Here is an 18,735-nt window from a genome sequence, read left to right on the forward strand (position 1 = left end):
AGTTTACGTCTGGCGGCCATAGCGAGTTGGTCCCACGCCTTCCCATCCCGAACAGGATCGTGAAACGACTCAGCGCCGATGATAGTGTGGATTCCCATGTGAAAGTAGGTCACTGCCAGACACTTATTCCGAACCCCCGCAAAAAGCGGGGGTTTTTGTTTGTTCATGCCGGAGTAAGAATTCGTGCCTGTTTGTTTGTGCCGTAGTAGGGGTTTGAGGCTTTATCCCGGGTATGCGTCATTCGGGCCGGGTATGCATCATGGTGTAGGTTTCGGTCTGCTGCTATCTTTATCTTAAGCTTCTTCTGTCGGATAAAACAGAATGTTGCTCCGGGAAAATGCTTGCCGATTCGGCAGTTTTTAATTATGATATCCGTTCTTGATTGTGCCGGCCCGTCCGGTGTGTGTGCCGGAACATTATTTCGGTTGTGTGCAAAAAGAAACCGGAATGGTGTGCCGCTTATGTGTCAGAAAGGAAAATTATGATGAAGAAAATCCTGTTCGGATTGGCAGCCTATGCGCTGGCGGCTCTGGCCGCCGCTGCGGTTAATATCAATACGGCAACGGTGGAGGAGCTGAAAGCCCTGCCGGGCATCGGCCCGGCCAAAGCCCAGGCCATTGCCGACTACCGTAAGGAAAACGGTGATTTCAAATCGGTTGAGGATTTGAAAAAGGTCAAAGGCATCGGCGAGGGTATCTTCGGCAAGCTCAAGGATGAGGCTACCGTCGGTTCCTCACCCAATGCCAAAGCAGCCAAACCCGCCGCACCTGCCGCCAAAAACGTACCGCCCGCTCCCGCCGCCAAAAAGTAGACAGGCTGAAAAAGAAAATTTGATTGGGAGTGCTCGAAAAACAGGCGTATCATCCGCCTGTTTTTTTGCAGGAGGTTCAAATGGCCAAAAAATTTCCCATTCATCCCAAGCGCCCCGAGCGTATATGCTGGGGATGTGACAAGTATTGTTCGGCAGACGATTTGCAGTGCGGAAACGGTTGCGAGCGTATCCAGCATCCGTGCGAATTGGACGGAGAAGAGTGGTATAAAAAGGGCGATTGGAGCAATCTGCTGACTCAGGAGCAACTCGCGGATTTGGGGCTGCTGTCGGAAGCGTTGCAGAAGGAGCAGACAAAAGAAGGGACGAAACCGCATATCAGATTGGCTGTGGAACAGGCGGGGTAGGGCGTTTTTTGGTGGAAAAACAGGCGGCGTCCGTTTGGCAGCCGCCGTTTTGTTTCGCTTGCCAAAACGCGGAATTTTGCCGCATGCCATCCGCTCTTTGGATACAATCCGCCGCAATTTTTAACTAATTGTGAGCCAATACAAAAATCTATGGCATTGCTGCCTGGTATCTTTTCATTTTGGCTCACATAAGTTGTAGAAAATCCTAGCGTTGTTTACAGTATTCCAAGGACAATACTGTTATGAACATACACAAAAACACCCGCCTTACCCCGCACCACCGCCAAGCCATTTGGACGGCTTACACGCAGGAAAAAGAAAGCGTTATCTCACTTGCCCGCCGCTACATGGTCAGCCGGCCCACTATCTACCGCATCCTCAAAGCCGCACGGGTTAAATTGCTCGTGCCGCAAAACAGCACCAACAACCGCTTCAAACAAGCGTATTACGGAATACGCCGCTTGGCCAAAGTGGAACGCGCCATCCAAGAGAAATTCAAAAAGCAGGCCAAACGCTACAACAAGTCCTATCCCGGCGAAATGGTGCACGTCGATACCAAACGGCTGCCGCTGCTAAAAGGACAAAAAGCCACCGATAAGCGCGATTACCTGTTTGTTGCCATTGACGATTTCTCCCGCGAGCTGTACGCCGCCATCCTGCCGGACAAGACTGCCAGGAGCGCAGCCAGGTTTCTCTGCGAACAGGTAATCAAACCCTGTCCGTACCAAATTGACTGCATCTATTCGGACAACGGCAGCGAGTACAAAGGTGCGGCCAGCCACCCGTTCGGCATTGCCTGTTTTGAAAACGGCATCAATCGGAAGTTTACCCGTCCTGCCCGTCCGCAGACTAACGGCAAAGCCGAAAGGGTGATACGGACGATTATGGAAATGTGGCACGACAAACAGCAGTTTGACAGCCCTGAGCATCGGCAAAAAGAGCTGTGCCGTTTTGTGAATTTCTACAATACCGTCAAGCCCCACAGCAGCCTGAAATGGGATACGCCCTTTGAAGTGCTGCAGGCTTATTTTTCTCAACCTGTGGTGTAAATAACGCGAACTTTTCTAACACATAAGTACAACAGAGGCCGTCTGAAAATGGAACACATCACCTTCAACCTTTGGCAAACCATACGCGAAGAAGCCGCGCAGGCGGCGGCGGAAGAGCCCATGCTGGCCAGTTTCCTGCACATGACCGTGCTGCGGCACGACAGCTTGGAACGTGTGCTGGCCTTCCATCTGTCGAGCAAACTCGCCAGCCCCACCATGGATATGCGGATTCTTTACGAGCTGTACCTCCATGCCTTGGAAACCGATCCCGAAATTGCCGCAGCGGCCGGCGCGGACATCGTCGCGTATTACGAACGCGACCCCGCCTGCGACCAATACTGCCTGCCGCTGCTTTATTTCAAAGGTTTCCACGCCATTCAGGCACACCGTATCAACCACTGCCTGTGGCGCGAAGGCCGCAAAACGTTGGCCTATTTTCTGCAAAACCGCGCATCCGAAGTGTTCGGCGTCGATATCCATCCTGCCGCCAAATTCGGGCGCGGCATCATGATCGACCACGGCACGGGCGTCGTGATTGGCGAAACCGCCGTGCTGGGCAACGACATTTCCATCCTGCACGGCGTTACCCTCGGCGGCTCGGGCAAAGAGGGGGGCGACCGCCATCCGAAAATCGGCGACGGCGTGATGATAGGCGCGAACGCCTCCGTGCTCGGCAACATCCGCGTTAACGAATGCGCCAAAATCGGCGCGGGCAGCGTCGTGGTGGCCGACGTGCCGCCGTTCACCACCGTGGTCGGCGTGCCCGCGAAAACCGTCGGGAACAAAAGCAAAGTCAAACCTTCGGCCGAAATGAACCAAAACTTCTTTGAAGAAGACCATCAGGACTTTTATATCTGACGCCCCGCCGTTTTTTCAGACGGCCTGCAAACTCGGCGGATTGTATTTGGAGTACAATCCGCCGCTTTCCGTTCTCAACACAAACAGGCCGTCTGAAAAGACGGTTTCCATCCATGAAACACAGCACCATCGAAAAATTCCGCGGCAAAACCGCCATCATCGGCATCGTCGGCCTGGGCTACGTCGGCCTGCCGCTGGCGCTGCGCTACGCCGAAGCGGGTTTCCGCGTCCTCGGCTTCGACATCGACCCTGCCAAAGTCGGCAAACTCAACAGCGGCCGAAGTTATATCGAACACATCCCAGCCGCCAAAATCGCCGCCGCCGTTTCAGACGGCCTCTTCTCCGCCACCACCGACTTCTCCCGCATCGGCGAAGTCGAAGCCGTGATTTTGTGCGTACCCACCCCGCTCAACAAATACCGCGAACCGGACATGAGCTTCGTTATCGACACCACCGACGCGGTCAAACCCTATCTGCGCGCCGGACAAGTATTGTCGCTCGAATCCACCACCTACCCCGGCACGACCGAAGAAGAGCTGCTGCCGCGCGTGGAAGAAGGAGGCCTGAAAGTCGGCGAAAACGTGTTCCTCGTGTACTCGCCCGAACGCGAAGACCCGGGCAACCCCGATTTTGAAACCCGCACCATCCCCAAAGTCATCGGCGGCCACACCCCCGCCTGCTTGGAAGTCGGCCTCGCGCTTTACCAACCGGCCATCGACAAAGTCGTGCCCGTCAGCTCCACCAAAGCGGCCGAACTCACCAAACTTCTGGAAAACATCCACCGCGCCGTCAACATCGGTTTGGTTAACGAGATGAAAATCGTGGCCGACAAAATGGACATCGACATCCACGAAGTCATCAATGCCGCCGCCACCAAACCCTTCGGCTTCGTCGCCTACTATCCCGGCCCCGGCTTAGGCGGCCACTGCATCCCCATCGACCCCTTCTACCTCACTTGGAAAGCCCGCGAATACGGCGTGAACACCCGCTTCATCGAGCTGGCCGGCGAAGTAAACTCGCACATGCCCGAATATGTGGTGAACAAAACCGTACTCGCGCTCAACGACCGCCAACGCGCCATCAAAGGCAGCAAAGTGCTGGTCTTGGGTATCGCCTACAAGAAAAACGTGGACGATATGCGCGAAAGCCCGTCGGTAGAAGTGATGGAACTCTTGCGCGACTTGGGCGCGGACATTTCCTACTCCGACCCGCACGTCCCCGAATTCCCCGTGATGCGCGAACACTCGTTCGACCTCAAAAGCGTACCGCTGACCGCCGAGAGCATCGCGTCCTACGACTGCGTCGTGCTCACCACCGACCACGACAAATTCGACTACGGCCTGCTCAAACAGCACGCCAAGCTCATCATCGACACACGCGGCAAATACCAAGGCCGCCACGCCAACATCGTCAAAGCATAAAGGCCGTCTGAAATGTTTGAACCCGTACGCTACGAAACCATCACCGGCCGCAAAATCAAATTCGCCCTTGTGGGCTGCGGCCGCATCTCCAACAACCACTTCGGCTCGTTTGAAGCCCTGAAAGACGACTGCGAAGTCGTGGCCGTATGCGACACCGACCCCGCCGCCCTTCAGACGGCCGTAGAGCGCACCGGCGCGAAAGGCTATGCCGACTACGCGCAGATGCTCGCCGAAACCGACGCCGACATCATCGTACTCACCACTCCCTCCGGCCTGCATCCGCAGCAGGCGGTGGACGCGCTCGAATCCGGTTTCCACGTTGTAACCGAAAAACCGATGGCCACCCGCCTTGCCGACGGCGAACGCATGGTGCAGGCCGCCGACAAAGCGGGCAAACGCCTCTTTGTCGTCAAACAAAACCGCCTCAACGCCACCCTGCAACTGTTGAAACGCGCCGTCGAAGAAAAACGCTTCGGCAAAATCTGCATGGTGCACCTCAACGTATTCTGGACGCGCCCGCAGTCGTATTACGACCAAGGGGGCGGCTGGCGCGGCACATGGGAATTTGACGGCGGCGCATTTATGAACCAGGCCAGCCACTACGTCGATTTGACGGAATGGCTCATCGGCCCTGTTGAAGACGTACAGGCCATGATTTCCACCCACCGCGACATCGAAGCCGAAGACACCGGCGTAATGAACATCCGCTGGCGCAACGGCGCACTCGGCTCGATGGCCGTCACCATGTGCACCTACCCGAAAAACCTCGAAGGCTCGATTACCATCCTGGGCGAAACCGGCACGGTACGCATCGGCGGCATGGCCGTCAACGAAATCCAAGAATGGAATTTCGCCGACAGCCGCGACTACGACGGACAAATCAAAGCTGCCAACTACGAAACCACCTCGGTTTACGGCTTCGGCCACCCGCTCTACTACAAAAACGTCATCGATGTGATGCGCGGCCAAGCCAAACCGATTACCGACGGGCGCGAAGGCCTCAAATCGCTGGAGCTGCTCATCGCCGCCTACCGCTCTGCCCGCGACAACCAAACCGTCTCCCTGCCGCTGGTTTACTGAACGCAGCACATAAAAGAGGCCGTCTGAAAAAACCTGCGAAGCAGGTTTTTTCAGACGGCCTCCCCGTTTCAGACGGCCTCCCCGTTTCAGACGGCCTCCCCGTTTCAGACGGCCTCCCCGTTTCAGACGGCCTCCCCGTTTCAGACGGCCTCCCCGTTTCAGACGGCCTCCCCGTTTCAGACGGCCTCCCCGTTTCAGACGGCCTCCCCGTTTCAGACGGCCTCCCCGTTTCAGACGGCCTCCCCGTTTCAGACGGCCTCCCCGTTTCAGACGGCCTCCCCGTTTCAGACGGCCTCCCCGTTTCAGACGGCCTCCCCGTTTCAGACGGCCTCCCCGTTTCAGACGGCCTCCCCGTTTCAGACGGCCTCCCCGTTTCAGGCCTCCCCGTTTCAGACGGCCTCCCCGTTTCAGACGGCCTCCCCGTTTCAGACGGCCTCCCCGTTTCAGACGGCCTCCCCGTTTCAGACGGCCTCAACCCTTTCAGAAACACCGAAACGTGCGGGCACCTGCGGCACACATTCTGCGCCCCAACAATGTTTTCAGACGGCCGCCCCCAAAGGTTGCCGTCTGAAAAAAGGCCGTCTGAAACCCGGGCGGTTTCAGACGGCCTCTGTGTTGCGGCCTTATTTCTGGTTGTCTTTGATGAGTTTTTCCAGCTGCGGCATGGGCACGTAGCCTGCCGTGGTTTTGCCGTTGGGGAAGGCGATGGCGGGGGTGCCGTGGAAGCCGAACTGTTCGCCCAGCGAAGTGGTTTCGGCGACGGGGTTGTCGCAAGCGGCAACCTGCGGCGGCATGACGCCTTTGCGCATCCAGTTGATCCAGGCGGCGGTGCGGTCGCTTTGGCACCAGATTTGTTCGGCTTTGCGCGCCGCGTCGGGATGCAGGCTCGCCAAAGGCATCATAAAGCTGTAAATCGTGATGTCGGTCATTTTGGCAAACTCGTGTTCCAGTTTTTTGCAGAACGGGCAGTCGGGATCGGAGAATACCGCCACTTGCAGCTTGCCGTTGCCGCGCACTTCTTTGATGGCCATGTCGAAGGGCAGGCTGTTGTAGTCGATGGCGCTCAGCTCGGCGGTGCGCTCGTCGGTGAGGCTTTTGCGGTTTTTGATGTCGATCATGTCGCCGACTATCATGAATTCGCCTTTGGCGTCGCTGTAGACGATGGTTTTGCCGCTCAACACGGCTTCGTAAATGCCCGCCATCGGCGTGGGGCGGACGCTTTGGACTTTGAGCTGCTGCTCGGCATAGGCTTTTTCCAGCGCCGTGCGGATGGTTTGTTCCACAGCGGCATCGGCTTTGGCGCCCTGTTGTGCGGCGGATTTGGCGGGATGGTGTGCGACTTGCGCCTGGTTTTGTCCGCAGGCGGCCAGCATCAGCGCGGCTGTCAGGACGGGCAGGATTTTTTTGTTCATAGCGGCTTTGGTTTCCTCAAATTGAAAAGCGGCCGCCATTATGCCGAAAAAATGCCGTTTGCGCCTGCCAATTTGCATGACAAAAAACGCCGCTTGCCGCACAATCCGCCCGTTTCAAACCGAAGAAACCGGCTTTACTCCATGACCCAACCCAGCCTGCCCGACTGGCACACGCCGCAGGAATGCCTCGTCATTTTGTCCGCCCTGCCGGAAAACCGCCGCAACAGAGCCCTGTATCTCCTGCCCGACCGATTCGCCGGCGAAGATTTTCAGACGGCACACGCAGCCGTCTTGCGCCTGCTGCACTCGCCGCAGATGCGCGGTTTGGAAAACGTCAAATGCTGGCTGTACGAAGTGCTTTCGGGCGGTGCGGATTGGACGGCGTGGCAGACGGAAATCCTCGCCGCGTCCGACGGTTTGCACCTCGAAACCTGCCGCACCTTCGGCGATTGGGTCGGCATGCACGGCGATACCGCTGTTGAAAAAGCGGAAGCACTCGTGCACGCCCTGTTTGCTCTGCCGCCAAGCCCGCAGACGGTCGAAATCCTGTTCGGCTGCCTTTATTGGCACGAAACTCTGTGCCGCCGCCACCCCGAATGGGAAGAGTGGCTGCAAAAGCAAATCCGCCCGCAACCCGCCAAGGAAGAAAACCCATGACCCCCATCCTCGCCTTCGACATCGAAACCGTGCCCGACGTGCGCGGCATCCGCACCCTTTACGGCCTGCCCGCCGAACTCTCCGACGCCGAAGTGGTGGAGTTCGCGCAGCAGAAACGCCGCGCCAAAACCGGCAGCGATTTCATGCCACTGCACCTGCAACGCGTCGTCGCCATATCCTGCTGCATGCGCTGGGGGCAGGACAAAATCCACGTCGGCACGATAGGCGAAATCGGCGACGACGAAGAAACCGTCATCGCCCGCTTTTTCGAGCTGGTGGAAAGCCACACGCCGCAGCTGGTGAGCTGGAACGGCGGCGGCTTCGACCTGCCCGTTCTGCACTACCGCGCCCTTATCCACGGCATCACCGCCGCCCGCTACTGGGACACCGGCGAAGGCGACTTCGGCGACAGCCGCGACTTCAAATGGAACAACTACATCAGCCGTTACCACAGCCGCCATTGCGACCTGATGGATTTGCTCTCCCTCTACCAAGCCCGCGCCGCCGTGCCGCTGGACGACATGGCCAAACTCTGCGGCTTCCCCGGCAAACTCGGCATGGACGGCGGCAAAGTATGGGAAGCCTTCCACGCAGGCCGTCTGAAAGACATCCGCGACTACTGCGAAACCGACGCCGCCAACACCTATCTGATGTACCTGCGCTTCCGCCTGATGAACGGCGCGCTCGACGCCGACGAATACGAACAGGAAATCCGCCGCCTGAAAAACTACCTGTCCGGCCTGTCCGAACAGCCGCACTGGCGCGAATTTCTCGCTGCCTGGGGCTGAGAGACAGATAGGCGAAAGGCCGTCTGAAAACCGCGAAAGCGGTTTTCAGACGGCCTTTTTCAGACGGCCTTTTTCAGACGGCCTTTTTCAGACGATCTGACGTTTTTTCCGCCGATGCGTAGGTTGTGTCGCACAGCGACGCACGCGTCCCCAATGTTCCGACAAAACCATTCAGGCTGTTGCCCGCAAAAAAATCAAAAACCGCGTGCGCCGCAAAGGTTGCCAGCAGTCCCTGCACCCGGTTAATAGGGAAAGGCCGTCTGAAAGCCTTGTGCGAGACTTTCAGACGGCCTTTTGGCGTGTGGCGGCTTATCCCTTATATTCTTCGCCGTTTTCCAAGAACAGCAGCGGCGGTTGCTGTTTGTCGATAACGTCGGCGGTGATGAGCACTTTTTTCACCTGCGGCAGGTCGGGCAGGCGGTACATGGTTTCCATCAGGGCGCGTTCGACGATGGAGCGCAGGCCGCGCGCGCCGGTTTTGCGGCTCATGGCGAGTTTGGCGATGGCGCGCAGGGCGGCTTCTTCAAATTCGAGTTCCGCCCCTTCCATGGCCAGCAGCGCCTGATATTGTTTCACCAGCGCGTTTTTCGGCTCGGTGAGGATGTTGATGAGTGCGTCTTCGTCGAGTTCGGCCAGGGTGGCGATTACGGGCAGGCGGCCGATCAGTTCGGGAATCAGGCCGAATTTGATTAAGTCTTCCGGCTCGACGATTTCAAACAGCTCGGTGATGGCGGCGTTTTCGTCTTTGCTGTGCACCGACGCACCGAAGCCGATACCGCCTTTTTCGGTGCGCTGGCGGATGACTTTTTCCAAACCGGCAAACGCGCCGCCGCAGATGAAGAGGATGTTGGTGGTGTCGACTTGGACGAAATCCTGGTTGGGATGCTTGCGCCCGCCCTGCGGGGGCACGCTGGCAACCGTGCCTTCGATGAGTTTGAGCAGCGCCTGCTGCACGCCTTCGCCCGACACGTCGCGGGTGATGGAGGGGTTGTCGCTTTTGCGCGAGATTTTGTCGATTTCGTCGATGTAAACAATGCCGCGCTGGGCTTTTTCCACGTTGAAATCGCATTTACCCAAGAGCTTGGTGATGATTTGCTCGACGTCTTCGCCGACATAGCCCGCTTCGGTGAGCGTGGTGGCGTCGGCCATCACGAAGGGCACGTCGAGTTTGCGCGCCAGCGACTGCGCCAGCAGGGTTTTGCCCGATCCGGTCGGGCCGATGAGGAGGATGTTGGATTTGGACAGTTCGACTTTGCCGCCCGCCTGCGGGTGGCGCAGGCGTTTGTAGTGGTTGTAGACGGCGACGGCGAGGGCTTTTTTCGCCTGTTCCTGGCCGATAACGTGGTCATCGAGGTTGGCGACGATTTCGGCGGGCGTGGGCAGTTTGTCTGTGGTACCGTCGCTGCCGTCTGCCTTGCCGGCACCGTCGTCGGCTTCGAGCATCACGCCGCAGGTTTCCACGCATTCGTTGCAGATATAGGCGTCTTGGCCTTCAATCAGGTGTTTGACTTCCTGCTCGGATTTGCCGCAAAAGGAGCAGTGGCGGTTTTCTGTGGTCATGGTTTTACCTCGGCAGCGCAAACGGACAGGCCGTCTGAAAGTCTGAAAAAAGTGGGCGATTATAATGATCGGCCGTGGTTTTTTCAATTTTCAGACGGCCTGACAAGGCAGTGCGGCGGCAGGGGCGCTGGCGGCGGAAACGAAAACTCGTGCAAAACTGCGTCTGCCCGCTTTACAAGGCGTTTGCTTTTCACAGACAATGCGCCGCGACCTCAAACAGGCAGCGCTTCTCCCTAAGCCGATGGCGCGGAATAAAAAATATTTTCAGACGGCCTCCCCGTCTTTGTGTCGCGCCGCCGGACGAATCTTTGCAATTTTACGGATAACACGATGTACGCAACCCGGTTTTACAAAAAGGCCGCCGCCGTTCTGCTCGGCCTGAGCCTGTTCCCCCTCAATGCCGCCGCCGACGATTTGGACGTGCTCGGCCAGTTTCTGCAACAGAATTTCCCCACCGAGCAGGATCCGTTGGGCACTTTCCTTGCCAACAATCCGGGCGATATGCTCGAAGCGCAGGCCGCCATCGCAGGCCCGCTTTTGGCTTCGCAGTCGGCTTTGATTATGAACAACCGCACAGGCGAAGTGCTGTATCAGAAAAACATGAACCGCGTGATGCCCATCGCGTCGATTTCCAAACTGATGTCGGCGATGGTGACGCTGGACGCGCGCCTGAATATGGACGAGGTGATTACCATCACGGAAGACGAAATCGACCGCCTCAAAGGCACGGGCAGCCGCCTTTCGGTGGGTACGCAGCTGACGCGGGCGCAGCTTTTGCACCTGAGTCTGATGTCGAGCGAAAACCGCGCCACCCACGCGTTGGGGCGCACCTATCCGGGCGGCATGGGTGCGTTTGTCGCCGCGATGAATGCCAAAGCGCAGAGCCTGGGCATGGCCAGCAGCCGTTTTTACGAGCCCACCGGCCTGGACTACCGCAACGTGTCCACCGCCGCCGATTTGAGCAAACTGGCGAACGCGGCGGCCAAATATCCGCAAATACGCCGCAACAGCACATCCACCTACGGCTCGGTGTACACCAGTGTCGGCCGCCAGCAGAACTATAAAAATTCCAACGCCCTCGTGCGCGAAGGCTTGTGGGATATAGAATTGCAGAAAACGGGCTATATCCGCGAGTCGGGTCGTTCGATGGTGGTGAAAGCCAGAATCGGCAGCGAGCCGGTAACCATCGTGCTGCTCAATTCGCCCACCACCACCACCCGCGTCAACGACGCGCGCAAAATCCAAAGCTGGATGATGCAGAGGCCGTCTTAAAAACGGCGGCTGCGGCTTGCAGCATTCAAAGAGGCCGTCTGAAACGTTCCGGCGTTTTCAGACGGCCTCATCCGATGCGCGGACGCAGGCCGGTTCGGATACGAAAGCGGTTTGAAACAGCGGCGGGTATGGTTTGCCGCCATACGAAAAGGCCGTCTGAAAGCCTTTCGGCATTTTCAGACGGCCTTTTTTTCAGACGGCCTCAGGCGATATCGGGCATACAGCCTTCGTTTTGGTAGAGCGTAAACAGCGGCACGCCCGCGTCGCGGATGCGTTGTCCGCCCGGCAGATCGGTAAATTCCAAAATGGCGGCGGCTTCCACCACATTGCCGCCGAGGCGGCGGATCAGCTCCGCGCCCGCCAGCATCGTGCCGCCCGTGGCCACCAAGTCGTCCACCAGCAGCATGCGTGCGCCCGGCTGCAGTGCGTCGGTGTGGATTTCCACCGTTGCCTCGCCGTATTCCAGCGCGTATTTCTGCGACACGGTTTTGAAAGGCAGCTTGCCTTTTTTGCGGATGGGGACGAAGCCGACGTTCAACTGGTAGGCCAGCGCCGCGCCGATGATAAAGCCGCGCGCGTCCAAACCCGCCACGGCGTCGATTTTCTGATCCATGTAGCGGTAGACCAGCAGATCCACCAGCAGGCGGAAATACTGCGGGCTTTGCAGAATCGGCGTAATGTCGTGAAACAGAATCCCCTTTTCCGGCCAGTCGGGAATCGTGCGCATTTTTTCAAAAAGGGCTTCCACGCCCATCACTTCGGGATGAATCAACACCGCCGTAATCCTCGTTGTCAAAGCAAAAGCGGCATTGTAACAAATTTTCTATTCCGTCGCGGTTGCGCTATAATCCGAAGCCTTATTCCACGCGATTTCCGTATCATGAGCGCAAAAAATCCCGGCAATATTTTCATCATTTCCGCCGCTTCGGGCACGGGCAAAACAACGCTGGTGTCGCGCCTGCTGTCCGCCCATGCCGACGTGCGCGTTTCCATATCGCACACCACCCGCGCCCCGCGTGAAGGCGAGCGGCACGGCGAGCATTATTATTTCGTCGGCACGGCGGAATTTGAAGAAATGGCCGATGCGGGCGGCTTTCTCGAACATGCCAACGTGTTCGGCAATTATTACGGCACCAGCCTCGCCGGCCTCAAAGCCCTGCAAAACGAAGGCTTCGACGTGATTTTGGAAATCGACGTACAAGGTGCCGAGCAGGTTCGCCGCGCCCTGCCCGAAGCCGTCGGCATCTTTATCCTGCCGCCGAGTTTCGCCGAGCTGGCCGAACGCCTGCGCGGGCGCGGCACCGACGCGCCGGAAGTGGTGGAAAAAAGGCTGCGCCAGGCGCGCGGCGAAATCGAACAGTCGCTGCTGTTCGACTACATCGTCGTCAACCGCGATCTGGCCGAGGCCGAAGCCCAGCTGGGCGCGATTATCCGTGCGCACAGGCAGACTCTGGAGCGGCAGCAGAACTTTATCGAACACCTGCTCTCGGAAAATTTCTGAATTTCTCCGAATCCGTCTCAAACCAATTCTCAAACAAACAAGGAAACCCGAAAATGGCACGCATCACCGTAGAAGACTGTTCCGACAAAATCACCAACCATTTCGACCTGACACTTGCCGCCGCCCGCCGCGCCCGCCAGCTGGAAAACGGCACCGCGCCGCTGGTGGACGACGTGCGCAATGACAAGCCCACCGTCACAGCATTGCGCGAAATCGCTGCCGGACAGGTCACGGCCGATATCCTCAACCGCAGCAAATAACGTTTCAGGCCGTCTGAAAATGTCCGTCCCCGCGCCCGCCGCCCCCTACGATCCGCTGACCGCCCAAGCGCGCGGCCTGCTGTTCGATGCCGCGTCCTACCTTCCCAAAGAAGATTTGGAGCGCCTGGAAAAAGCCTGCGCCTACGCCTTTTCCGCCCACGACGGACAAACGCGCAAAAGCGGCGAGCCCTACATCACCCATCCGATTGCCGTTGCCACCGAGCTGGCCAAATGGCATATGGACATCCAAACGCTCAGCGCGGGGCTGATGCACGACGTCTTGGAAGACACGGGTGTCACCAAAGAGGAAATGGCTGCCGAGTTCGGCGACGCCATCGCCGATATGGTAGACGGTCTCTCCAAGCTGGAAAAACTGCAATACGACAACCAAACCGAACATCAGGCCGAGAGCTTCCGCAAGCTGATTCTGGCGATGACCAAAGACATGCGCGTCATCATCGTCAAACTGTCCGACCGCCTGCACAATATGCGCACGCTCGGCTCGATGCGCCCCGACAAACGTCGCCGCATCTCGCAGGAAACGCTGGAAATCTATGCCCCGATTGCCAACCGCATCGGCCTCAACCCCGTTTACCGCGAATTGCAGGATCTCTCCTTCCAAAACATCTACCCGTCGCGCTACCGCACCCTGCAAAAAGCGATGAACAACTTCCGCCGCAACCGGCGCGACATCGTCGGCAAAGTGCTGGCGGCGTTCAGCCAGCGGCTGGTCGGCGTCAACATCGAAGCGCAAATCAAAGGGCGTGAAAAAAACTTGTACAGCATCCATCAGAAAATGCGCAACAAACACCTGCGCTTCGACGAAGTGATGGACATCTACGGCTTCCGCGTCATCACCAACAGCATCCCCGCCTGCTACGCCGCACTCGGCGCGCTGCACGGCCTCTACCAGCCCAAGCCCGGCAAATTCAAAGACTACATCGCCATCCCCAAAAGCAACGGCTACCAAAGCCTGCACACCACACTCACCGGCCCGCACGGCCTGCCGATAGAAGTGCAGATACGCACCCGCGAGATGAATGCCGTTGCCGAAAGCGGCGTTGCCAGCCACTGGGTGTACAAATCGGGCGACGACCGACCCGACCAGGCCACGCTCAACGCCAACAAATGGCTGCAAAACATTCTCGACTTGCAGGCGCGTTCGGCCAACGCCGTCGAATTCCTCGAACACGTCAAAGTCGACCTTTTCCCCAGCGAAGTCTACATCTTCACCCCTAAAGGCCGCATCCTCGTACTGCCCGAAGGCGCAACCCCCATCGACTTCGCCTACGCCGTGCACACCGACATCGGCAACCGCACCGCCGCCGCCCGCGTCAACAACAGCATGGTGCCGCTGCGTACCCGCCTGAAAACCGGCGATACCGTCGAAATCGTCACCTCCGATCAGGCACGGCCGAACGCCGCCTGGCTCAACTTCGCTGTTTCCGGCCGCGCCCGCAGCGCCATCCGCAGCTACATCAAAAACATGAACCGCCGCGACGCCGTCGAACTGGGCGAAAACCTGCTGCAAAAAGCCCTCGCCGGCCTTCTGCCGCGCGACGTCCTCCTGTCGGAAGAACTCAAAGAAGCCTATCTTGCCGACCTCACCGAAAAACAAACCAGCTTTGAAGACGTGCTGTACAGCGTCGGCATGGGGCACACCCTGCCCGTTTCCGTTGCCATGCACATTGCCGAGCTGGCGGGACAGCACCTCGGCGGCGAAGTGCGCCTCAGCCCGATAAAAATCAGCGGCAACGAAACCGGCCGCGTCCACCTCGGCCAATGCTGCAACCCGATACCCGGCGACGCCATCCGCGCCATCCTGATTAAAGACCAAGGGCTGATTATCCACCGCGAAACCTGCCCCAACCTGCTCAAAAGCGATCCCGACCAGCAGCTTGACGCCGACTGGGAAAACATCGGTGGCCACACCTACCACACCGTCCTGCTTGTCGCCTCGCAGGACAGCCACGGCCTGCTGGCGGCCATGGCGATGGCCATGTCCGAGCAGGGCGCCGACATCGAAGCCGTGGAAACGCCCTCGCAAAGCCAGTCGGGCACGGAAGGCTTTATCGAATTCAAATTCCGCATCAAAACGCAGGATCTCAAACAGCTCAACAGCATCATCCACGCCCTGCACACCATCCCGCAGGTACGCCGCGTCACCCGTTTGTAAATCCCAAGCGTAAACGAGAGGCCGTCTGAAAAACCGAAAAAGGTTTTGCAGACGGCCTGATTTACATCTTGTGCTGAGTCTTTGCTAGGGGCTGTTGACATTCAGCTTGCGAAGCGGTTTTTTGAGGAAAAATTCGTGTTTGCAAGGAAAAAGCGTAGCAAGGTTGGACACCTTGCGAGCATTTTTGACGCGGCAGGCACGGATTTTTACCAAAAATACCGCCGCAAGGCTGATTGTCAACAGACCCTACGTTGCATAAAGAAAGATAAAGGCCGTCTGAAAGCTGTTTTTTGTTTTCAGACGGCCTCTGTGTAAATGAAGAGTGGCGGTTTTGCCGTGTAACCCTTCATCGGAGGCAAAAGGCTGTCTGAAAGCGGTGGGACGACTGAACTCCCTTTTCCGCCCGTAGGGGAGGGCTGGGGCGGGGCTTATGTCGTTGCGGCAACTTTTGCGGGAGCGGCAGCGAATGCAGCTCTGCGAACTGTCACCCACCCCGACCCTCTCCCGCGCTTGTGGCGCAGGGGAGGGAGTAAAGAGAGTGGGAGAGTTGGCGGTTTCAGACGGCCTTTCGGGTTTTCGGGCTGCATGATTCAAATTTTGTGCTGAGCCTTTGCTACGCTGCATAAAGAAAGATAAAGGCCGTCTGAAAACCGGTTTTCCGTTTCAGACGGCCTTTTAAGCGGTCAAGCCCAATCGGGCGGTTTTACAGCGAGCCTAAGATAATCCGCAGTACGCGGCGCAGGGGTTCGGCCGCACCCCAGAGGAGCTGGTCGCCTACGGTAAACGCGCTGATGTATTCGCCGCCCATGCCGAGTTTGCGGATACGGCCGACGGGTACGGACAGCGTGCCGGTTACTTTGGCGGGGGTCAGCTCGTGAATGCTGGCTTCTTTTTCGTTGGGGATGACTTTCACCCAGTCGTTCGCACCGGCCAAAATGCTTTCGATTTCGGCTACGGACAGGTCTTTTTTCAGCTTCAGCGTGATGGCCTGGCTGTGGCAGCGCATTGCGCCGACGCGCACGCACAGGCCGTCGATAACGGTGGGATTGGCGCTGCGGCCGAGGATTTTGTTGGTTTCCACGCCGCCTTTCCATTCTTCTTTCGACTGGCCGTTGCCCAAATCCGCGTCAATCCACGGAATCAGGCTGCCGGCAAGCGGTACGCCGAAGTTGGCTTTGGGATAGGAGTCAGAGCGTAAAAAATCGGACACTTTTCGGTCGATGTCGAGAATCGCGCTTGCCGGGTCGGCCAGCTCGGCGGTTACTTGGCTGTGAATCGCGCCCATGCCGCTGATGAGTTCGCGCATATTTTTCGCACCCGCGCCGGAGGCGGCCTGATAGGTCATGCTGGTTGCCCATTCGACGAGGTCGTTTTGGAACAGGCCGCCGAGCGCCATCAGCATCAGCGATACTGTGCAGTTGCCGCCGATGTAGTTTTTCACGCCGTTTTGCAGGCCGGCATCGATGACGTTGCGGTTGACGGGGTCGAGCACGATAATCGCGTCGTCGGCCATACGCAGCGAAGATGCCGCATCAATCCAGTAGCCGTTCCAGCCCGAATCGCGCAGGCTTTGGAATACGGATTTGGTGTAATCGCCGCCCTGGCAGGTAACGATAATGTCCATTTTCGCCAATTCGGCGATGTTGTTGGCATCGAGCAGCGTTTTGGCGGCCTGGCCGAAATCGGGTGCCGCGCCGCCTACGTTGGATGTGGTGAAGAAATACGCGTCGGGGATGTGGGCGAAGTCGTTTTCTTCGCGCATGCGCTGCATCAATACTGAACCGACCATGCCGCGCCAGCCGACGAAACCTACTTTCATGATGTGTCTCCGTTTGGGTGTTGGTGAAGAAAGGAAAGCGCGCGTTTTAAACCTGTGCGGGGGAAAAGTAAAGTTTTTTATGCGGCACTCTTTTCAGACGGCCTTTTTGGGCTTTGAGGCCGTCTGAAAAGGGTGTTTTTCTGTTTTCAGACGGCCTTTTTGTCGGACGGTTGGCGTGCGCGAAGTATGAGGCCGTCTGAAAGGTTTTAACCTCTTTCAGACGGCCTTTGTGCTTTATACGGTTTGCGAGTATTGGGCGGTGGTTTCGCGGTGGCGCAGGTGGTAGTCGAAGACCATGGCGATGTTGCGGATGAGGAAGCGGCCTTTGGGGGTGACGGTGAGGCCGTTGGTTTTGAGTTTGACCAGGCCGAGGCGTTCCATTTGTTCGAGGTCGGCCAGTTCGTCGGCGAAGTATTGGGAGAAGGGGATGGCGAAGGTGTCTTGGTAGACGCGGAAGTCGAGGGCGAAGCGGCACATGAGGTCTTGGATGATGTTGCGCCGCAGGATGTCGTCGCGGGTGAGGCGGTAGCCGCGCATGACGGGCAGGCGTCCGGCGTCGAGGGCGGCGTAGTAGTCGGTGATGTTGCGCTCGTTTTGTTCGTAGGTGCAGCCGATTTTGCCGATGGCGGAAACGCCGATGGCGACGAGGTCGCAGTCGGCGTAGGTGGAATAGCCTTGGAAGTTGCGTTGCAGAAAGCCTTCGCGCAGGGCGACGGAGAGTTCGTCGTCGGGTTTGGCGAAGTGGTCCATGCCGATGAAGACGTAGCCTGCGTCGGATAGGCGCTCGACGGCGTATTGCAGGATGTCGAGTTTTTCTTCGCTGGAGGGGACGGCGTCGGTGTCGATGCGCCGCTGGGGTTTGAAGATGTGGGGGAGGTGGGCGTAGTGGTAGAGGGCGAGGCGGTCGGGATCGAGGGAGAGGACGGTGTCGAGGGTGGGCTTGATGCTTGCGAGGCTTTGGTGGGGCAGGCCGTAGATGAGGTCGACGCTGACGGATTTGAAGTCGGCTTCGCGGGCGGCTTCGATAACGGTGCGGGTCTCTTCGACGCTTTGGATGCGGTTGACGGCCTGCTGCACTTTGGGGTCGAAATCCTGGATGCCGACGCTCATGCGGTTGAAGCCGAGGCGGCCGAGGTGGTGCACGGTTTCGCGGCTGACTTTGCGCGGGTCGATTTCGATGGAGTATTCGCCGTCGGGCAGGAGGTTGAAGTGGCGGCGTATCATGGCGAAGACGCGGTCGAGTTGGCCGTCTGAAAGGAAGGTGGGGGTGCCGCCGCCGAAGTGGAGTTGGGCGAGGGGATTTTTGCCTCCGAGGTGGGGGGCGAGCAGTTCCATTTCGCGTTCGAGATAGCCGAGGTACTCGTCGGCGCGGGTTTTGTCTTTGGTGATGATTTTGTTGCAGCCGCAGTAGTAGCAGATGGTGTCGCAGAAGGGGATGTGGATGTAGAGGGACAGGGGTTTGTTGAGTGCGCCCGCGCTGCGCAGGGCGAGGGTTTCGATGTATTCGTTTTCACCGAAATCTTTGTGGAAGCGGTCGGCAGTGGGGTAGGAGGTGTAGCGCGGGCCGCTGGCGGGGAGGGAAGCGATGAGGTTGCGGTCGAATTCCGGCTTTTCTTTGTTGATTATGTTGATGATTTTCATGCGGAAGGGTTTGATGTTGGTAAATGTATGGTAGTTTGCTAGAATGGCACAAAGCCGATGATGAT

18 protein-coding genes and 1 rRNA gene are annotated in these 18,735 nt (G+C 58.1%); 13 read left to right on the top strand and 6 right to left on the bottom strand.

The annotated features are described in order from the left end of the window. The first annotated feature begins 8 nt into the window (after nt 1-8). The 7 genes from rrf (at nt 9) to ACG2K1_RS01755 (ending at nt 5,584) form a co-directional block, all read left to right on the top strand. Nucleotides 9-121: ribosomal RNA gene (gene rrf / locus ACG2K1_RS01725) — 5S ribosomal RNA — on the top strand. A gap of 363 nt (nt 122-484) precedes the next feature. Further along, entirely contained in the window at nt 485-811 is a 327-nt protein-coding gene (locus ACG2K1_RS01730) for a ComEA family DNA-binding protein (RefSeq protein WP_395429613.1), read from the top strand. Between the two features lie 80 nt (nt 812-891). Next, nucleotides 892-1,176 (top strand): DUF3079 domain-containing protein, encoded by a 285-nt coding sequence (locus ACG2K1_RS01735; RefSeq protein ID WP_062546253.1) that lies wholly within the window; start codon nt 892-894, stop codon nt 1,174-1,176. Between the two features lie 242 nt (nt 1,177-1,418). Next, nucleotides 1,419-2,225 carry an integrase core domain-containing protein gene (locus ACG2K1_RS01740; RefSeq protein WP_395429626.1) on the top strand — a complete coding sequence of 269 codons (807 nt, stop codon included), beginning with the start codon at nt 1,419-1,421 and terminating at the stop codon, nt 2,223-2,225. A gap of 48 nt (nt 2,226-2,273) precedes the next feature. Then, complete coding sequence (gene cysE / locus ACG2K1_RS01745; RefSeq protein WP_009425183.1) at nt 2,274-3,083, top strand: serine O-acetyltransferase; 810 nt, start codon at nt 2,274-2,276, stop codon at nt 3,081-3,083. Between the two features lie 113 nt (nt 3,084-3,196). After that, complete coding sequence (locus ACG2K1_RS01750; RefSeq protein ID WP_009425184.1) at nt 3,197-4,504, top strand: nucleotide sugar dehydrogenase; 1,308 nt, start codon at nt 3,197-3,199, stop codon at nt 4,502-4,504. Nucleotides 4,505-4,516: 12 nt separating this feature from the next. Continuing rightward, nucleotides 4,517-5,584 carry a Gfo/Idh/MocA family protein gene (locus ACG2K1_RS01755; RefSeq protein WP_395428376.1) on the top strand — a complete coding sequence of 356 codons (1,068 nt, stop codon included), beginning with the start codon at nt 4,517-4,519 and terminating at the stop codon, nt 5,582-5,584. On the opposite strand, the gene ACG2K1_RS01760 is transcribed toward ACG2K1_RS01755, so the two are convergent. Both ACG2K1_RS01760 and ACG2K1_RS01765 read right to left on the bottom strand, forming a co-directional pair. Further along, the gene (locus ACG2K1_RS01760) at nt 5,523-6,074 is read right to left on the bottom strand and encodes a hypothetical protein (protein ID WP_402838499.1); all 552 of its coding nucleotides are present in this window, start codon (nt 6,072-6,074) and stop codon (nt 5,523-5,525) included. The two genes, ACG2K1_RS01755 and ACG2K1_RS01760, sit on opposite strands and share 62 nt — an antisense overlap. A 133-nt stretch (nt 6,075-6,207) precedes the next feature. After that, nucleotides 6,208-6,996, bottom strand: coding sequence for a thioredoxin fold domain-containing protein (locus ACG2K1_RS01765; protein WP_395428375.1), 789 nt, complete (start codon nt 6,994-6,996; stop codon nt 6,208-6,210). 141 nt (nt 6,997-7,137) lie between these two features. Between ACG2K1_RS01765 and ACG2K1_RS01770 the strand changes: the two genes are divergently transcribed. Together ACG2K1_RS01770 and ACG2K1_RS01775 are read left to right on the top strand one after the other, a co-directional pair. Beyond that, complete coding sequence (locus ACG2K1_RS01770; protein WP_395428374.1) at nt 7,138-7,653, top strand: hypothetical protein; 516 nt, start codon at nt 7,138-7,140, stop codon at nt 7,651-7,653. After that, the gene (locus ACG2K1_RS01775) at nt 7,650-8,441 is read left to right on the top strand and encodes a 3'-5' exonuclease (RefSeq protein ID WP_395428373.1); all 792 of its coding nucleotides are present in this window, start codon (nt 7,650-7,652) and stop codon (nt 8,439-8,441) included. The genes ACG2K1_RS01770 and ACG2K1_RS01775 overlap by 4 nt, the downstream gene beginning before the upstream one ends. Nucleotides 8,442-8,750: 309 nt before the next feature. Here ACG2K1_RS01775 and clpX read toward each other — a convergent pair whose 3' ends face one another. Further along, on the bottom strand, nt 8,751-10,001 hold the full coding sequence (gene clpX, locus ACG2K1_RS01780; protein WP_395428372.1) for an ATP-dependent Clp protease ATP-binding subunit ClpX: 1,251 nt from the start codon (nt 9,999-10,001) through the stop codon (nt 8,751-8,753). Between the two features lie 330 nt (nt 10,002-10,331). Here clpX and ACG2K1_RS01785 point away from each other — a divergent pair, with 330 nt between their 5' ends. Then, on the top strand, nt 10,332-11,273 hold the full coding sequence (locus ACG2K1_RS01785; RefSeq protein WP_395428371.1) for a serine hydrolase: 942 nt from the start codon (nt 10,332-10,334) through the stop codon (nt 11,271-11,273). 202 nt (nt 11,274-11,475) lie between these two features. Here ACG2K1_RS01785 and ACG2K1_RS01790 read toward each other — a convergent pair whose 3' ends face one another. Further along, nucleotides 11,476-12,027 carry an adenine phosphoribosyltransferase gene (locus tag ACG2K1_RS01790; protein WP_009426125.1) on the bottom strand — a complete coding sequence of 184 codons (552 nt, stop codon included), beginning with the start codon at nt 12,025-12,027 and terminating at the stop codon, nt 11,476-11,478. A gap of 126 nt (nt 12,028-12,153) precedes the next feature. On the opposite strand from ACG2K1_RS01790, the gene gmk reads away from it, so the two are divergent. From gmk to ACG2K1_RS01805, 3 genes are read left to right on the top strand one after another with little or no spacing between them, the layout of a single operon-like run. Next, the gene (gmk, locus tag ACG2K1_RS01795) at nt 12,154-12,774 is read left to right on the top strand and encodes a guanylate kinase (protein ID WP_009426126.1); all 621 of its coding nucleotides are present in this window, start codon (nt 12,154-12,156) and stop codon (nt 12,772-12,774) included. Between the two features lie 53 nt (nt 12,775-12,827). Next, nucleotides 12,828-13,034, top strand: coding sequence for a DNA-directed RNA polymerase subunit omega (gene rpoZ, locus ACG2K1_RS01800; protein WP_009426127.1), 207 nt, complete (start codon nt 12,828-12,830; stop codon nt 13,032-13,034). Between the two features lie 19 nt (nt 13,035-13,053). Continuing rightward, complete coding sequence (locus ACG2K1_RS01805) at nt 13,054-15,210, top strand: RelA/SpoT family protein (protein WP_395428370.1); 2,157 nt, start codon at nt 13,054-13,056, stop codon at nt 15,208-15,210. Between the two features lie 703 nt (nt 15,211-15,913). On the opposite strand, the gene asd is transcribed toward ACG2K1_RS01805, so the two are convergent. After that, the gene (gene asd / locus ACG2K1_RS01810) at nt 15,914-17,029 is read right to left on the bottom strand and encodes an aspartate-semialdehyde dehydrogenase (protein WP_395428369.1); all 1,116 of its coding nucleotides are present in this window, start codon (nt 17,027-17,029) and stop codon (nt 15,914-15,916) included. A gap of 234 nt (nt 17,030-17,263) precedes the next feature. Beyond that, on the bottom strand, nt 17,264-18,670 hold the full coding sequence (gene hemN / locus ACG2K1_RS01815) for an oxygen-independent coproporphyrinogen III oxidase (RefSeq protein ID WP_395428368.1): 1,407 nt from the start codon (nt 18,668-18,670) through the stop codon (nt 17,264-17,266). Nucleotides 18,671-18,735: the final 65 nt, after the last annotated feature.

The sequence above is a fragment of the Neisseria sp. 23W00296 genome (genome assembly GCF_044772855.1).
Classification (GTDB): domain Bacteria; phylum Pseudomonadota; class Gammaproteobacteria; order Burkholderiales; family Neisseriaceae; genus Neisseria.

What these genes read in the sequence shown, in the direction of transcription:
- ACG2K1_RS01730 (WP_395429613.1), top strand. Translation starts at nt 485, where the DNA reads ATGAAGAAAATCCTGTTCGGATTGGCAGCCTATGCGCTGGCGGCTCTG.
- ACG2K1_RS01735 (WP_062546253.1), top strand. Translation starts at nt 892, where the DNA reads ATGGCCAAAAAATTTCCCATTCATCCCAAGCGCCCCGAGCGTATATGC.
- ACG2K1_RS01740 (WP_395429626.1), top strand. Translation starts at nt 1,419, where the DNA reads ATGAACATACACAAAAACACCCGCCTTACCCCGCACCACCGCCAAGCC.
- cysE (WP_009425183.1), top strand. Translation starts at nt 2,274, where the DNA reads ATGGAACACATCACCTTCAACCTTTGGCAAACCATACGCGAAGAAGCC.
- ACG2K1_RS01750 (WP_009425184.1), top strand. Translation starts at nt 3,197, where the DNA reads ATGAAACACAGCACCATCGAAAAATTCCGCGGCAAAACCGCCATCATC.
- ACG2K1_RS01755 (WP_395428376.1), top strand. Translation starts at nt 4,517, where the DNA reads ATGTTTGAACCCGTACGCTACGAAACCATCACCGGCCGCAAAATCAAA.
- ACG2K1_RS01765 (WP_395428375.1), bottom strand. Translation starts at nt 6,996, where the DNA reads ATGAACAAAAAAATCCTGCCCGTCCTGACAGCCGCGCTGATGCTGGCC.
- ACG2K1_RS01770 (WP_395428374.1), top strand. Translation starts at nt 7,138, where the DNA reads ATGACCCAACCCAGCCTGCCCGACTGGCACACGCCGCAGGAATGCCTC.
- ACG2K1_RS01775 (WP_395428373.1), top strand. Translation starts at nt 7,650, where the DNA reads ATGACCCCCATCCTCGCCTTCGACATCGAAACCGTGCCCGACGTGCGC.
- clpX (WP_395428372.1), bottom strand. Translation starts at nt 10,001, where the DNA reads ATGACCACAGAAAACCGCCACTGCTCCTTTTGCGGCAAATCCGAGCAG.
- ACG2K1_RS01785 (WP_395428371.1), top strand. Translation starts at nt 10,332, where the DNA reads ATGTACGCAACCCGGTTTTACAAAAAGGCCGCCGCCGTTCTGCTCGGC.
- ACG2K1_RS01790 (WP_009426125.1), bottom strand. Translation starts at nt 12,027, where the DNA reads ATGGGCGTGGAAGCCCTTTTTGAAAAAATGCGCACGATTCCCGACTGG.
- gmk (WP_009426126.1), top strand. Translation starts at nt 12,154, where the DNA reads ATGAGCGCAAAAAATCCCGGCAATATTTTCATCATTTCCGCCGCTTCG.
- rpoZ (WP_009426127.1), top strand. Translation starts at nt 12,828, where the DNA reads ATGGCACGCATCACCGTAGAAGACTGTTCCGACAAAATCACCAACCAT.
- ACG2K1_RS01805 (WP_395428370.1), top strand. Translation starts at nt 13,054, where the DNA reads ATGTCCGTCCCCGCGCCCGCCGCCCCCTACGATCCGCTGACCGCCCAA.
- asd (WP_395428369.1), bottom strand. Translation starts at nt 17,029, where the DNA reads ATGAAAGTAGGTTTCGTCGGCTGGCGCGGCATGGTCGGTTCAGTATTG.
- hemN (WP_395428368.1), bottom strand. Translation starts at nt 18,670, where the DNA reads ATGAAAATCATCAACATAATCAACAAAGAAAAGCCGGAATTCGACCGC.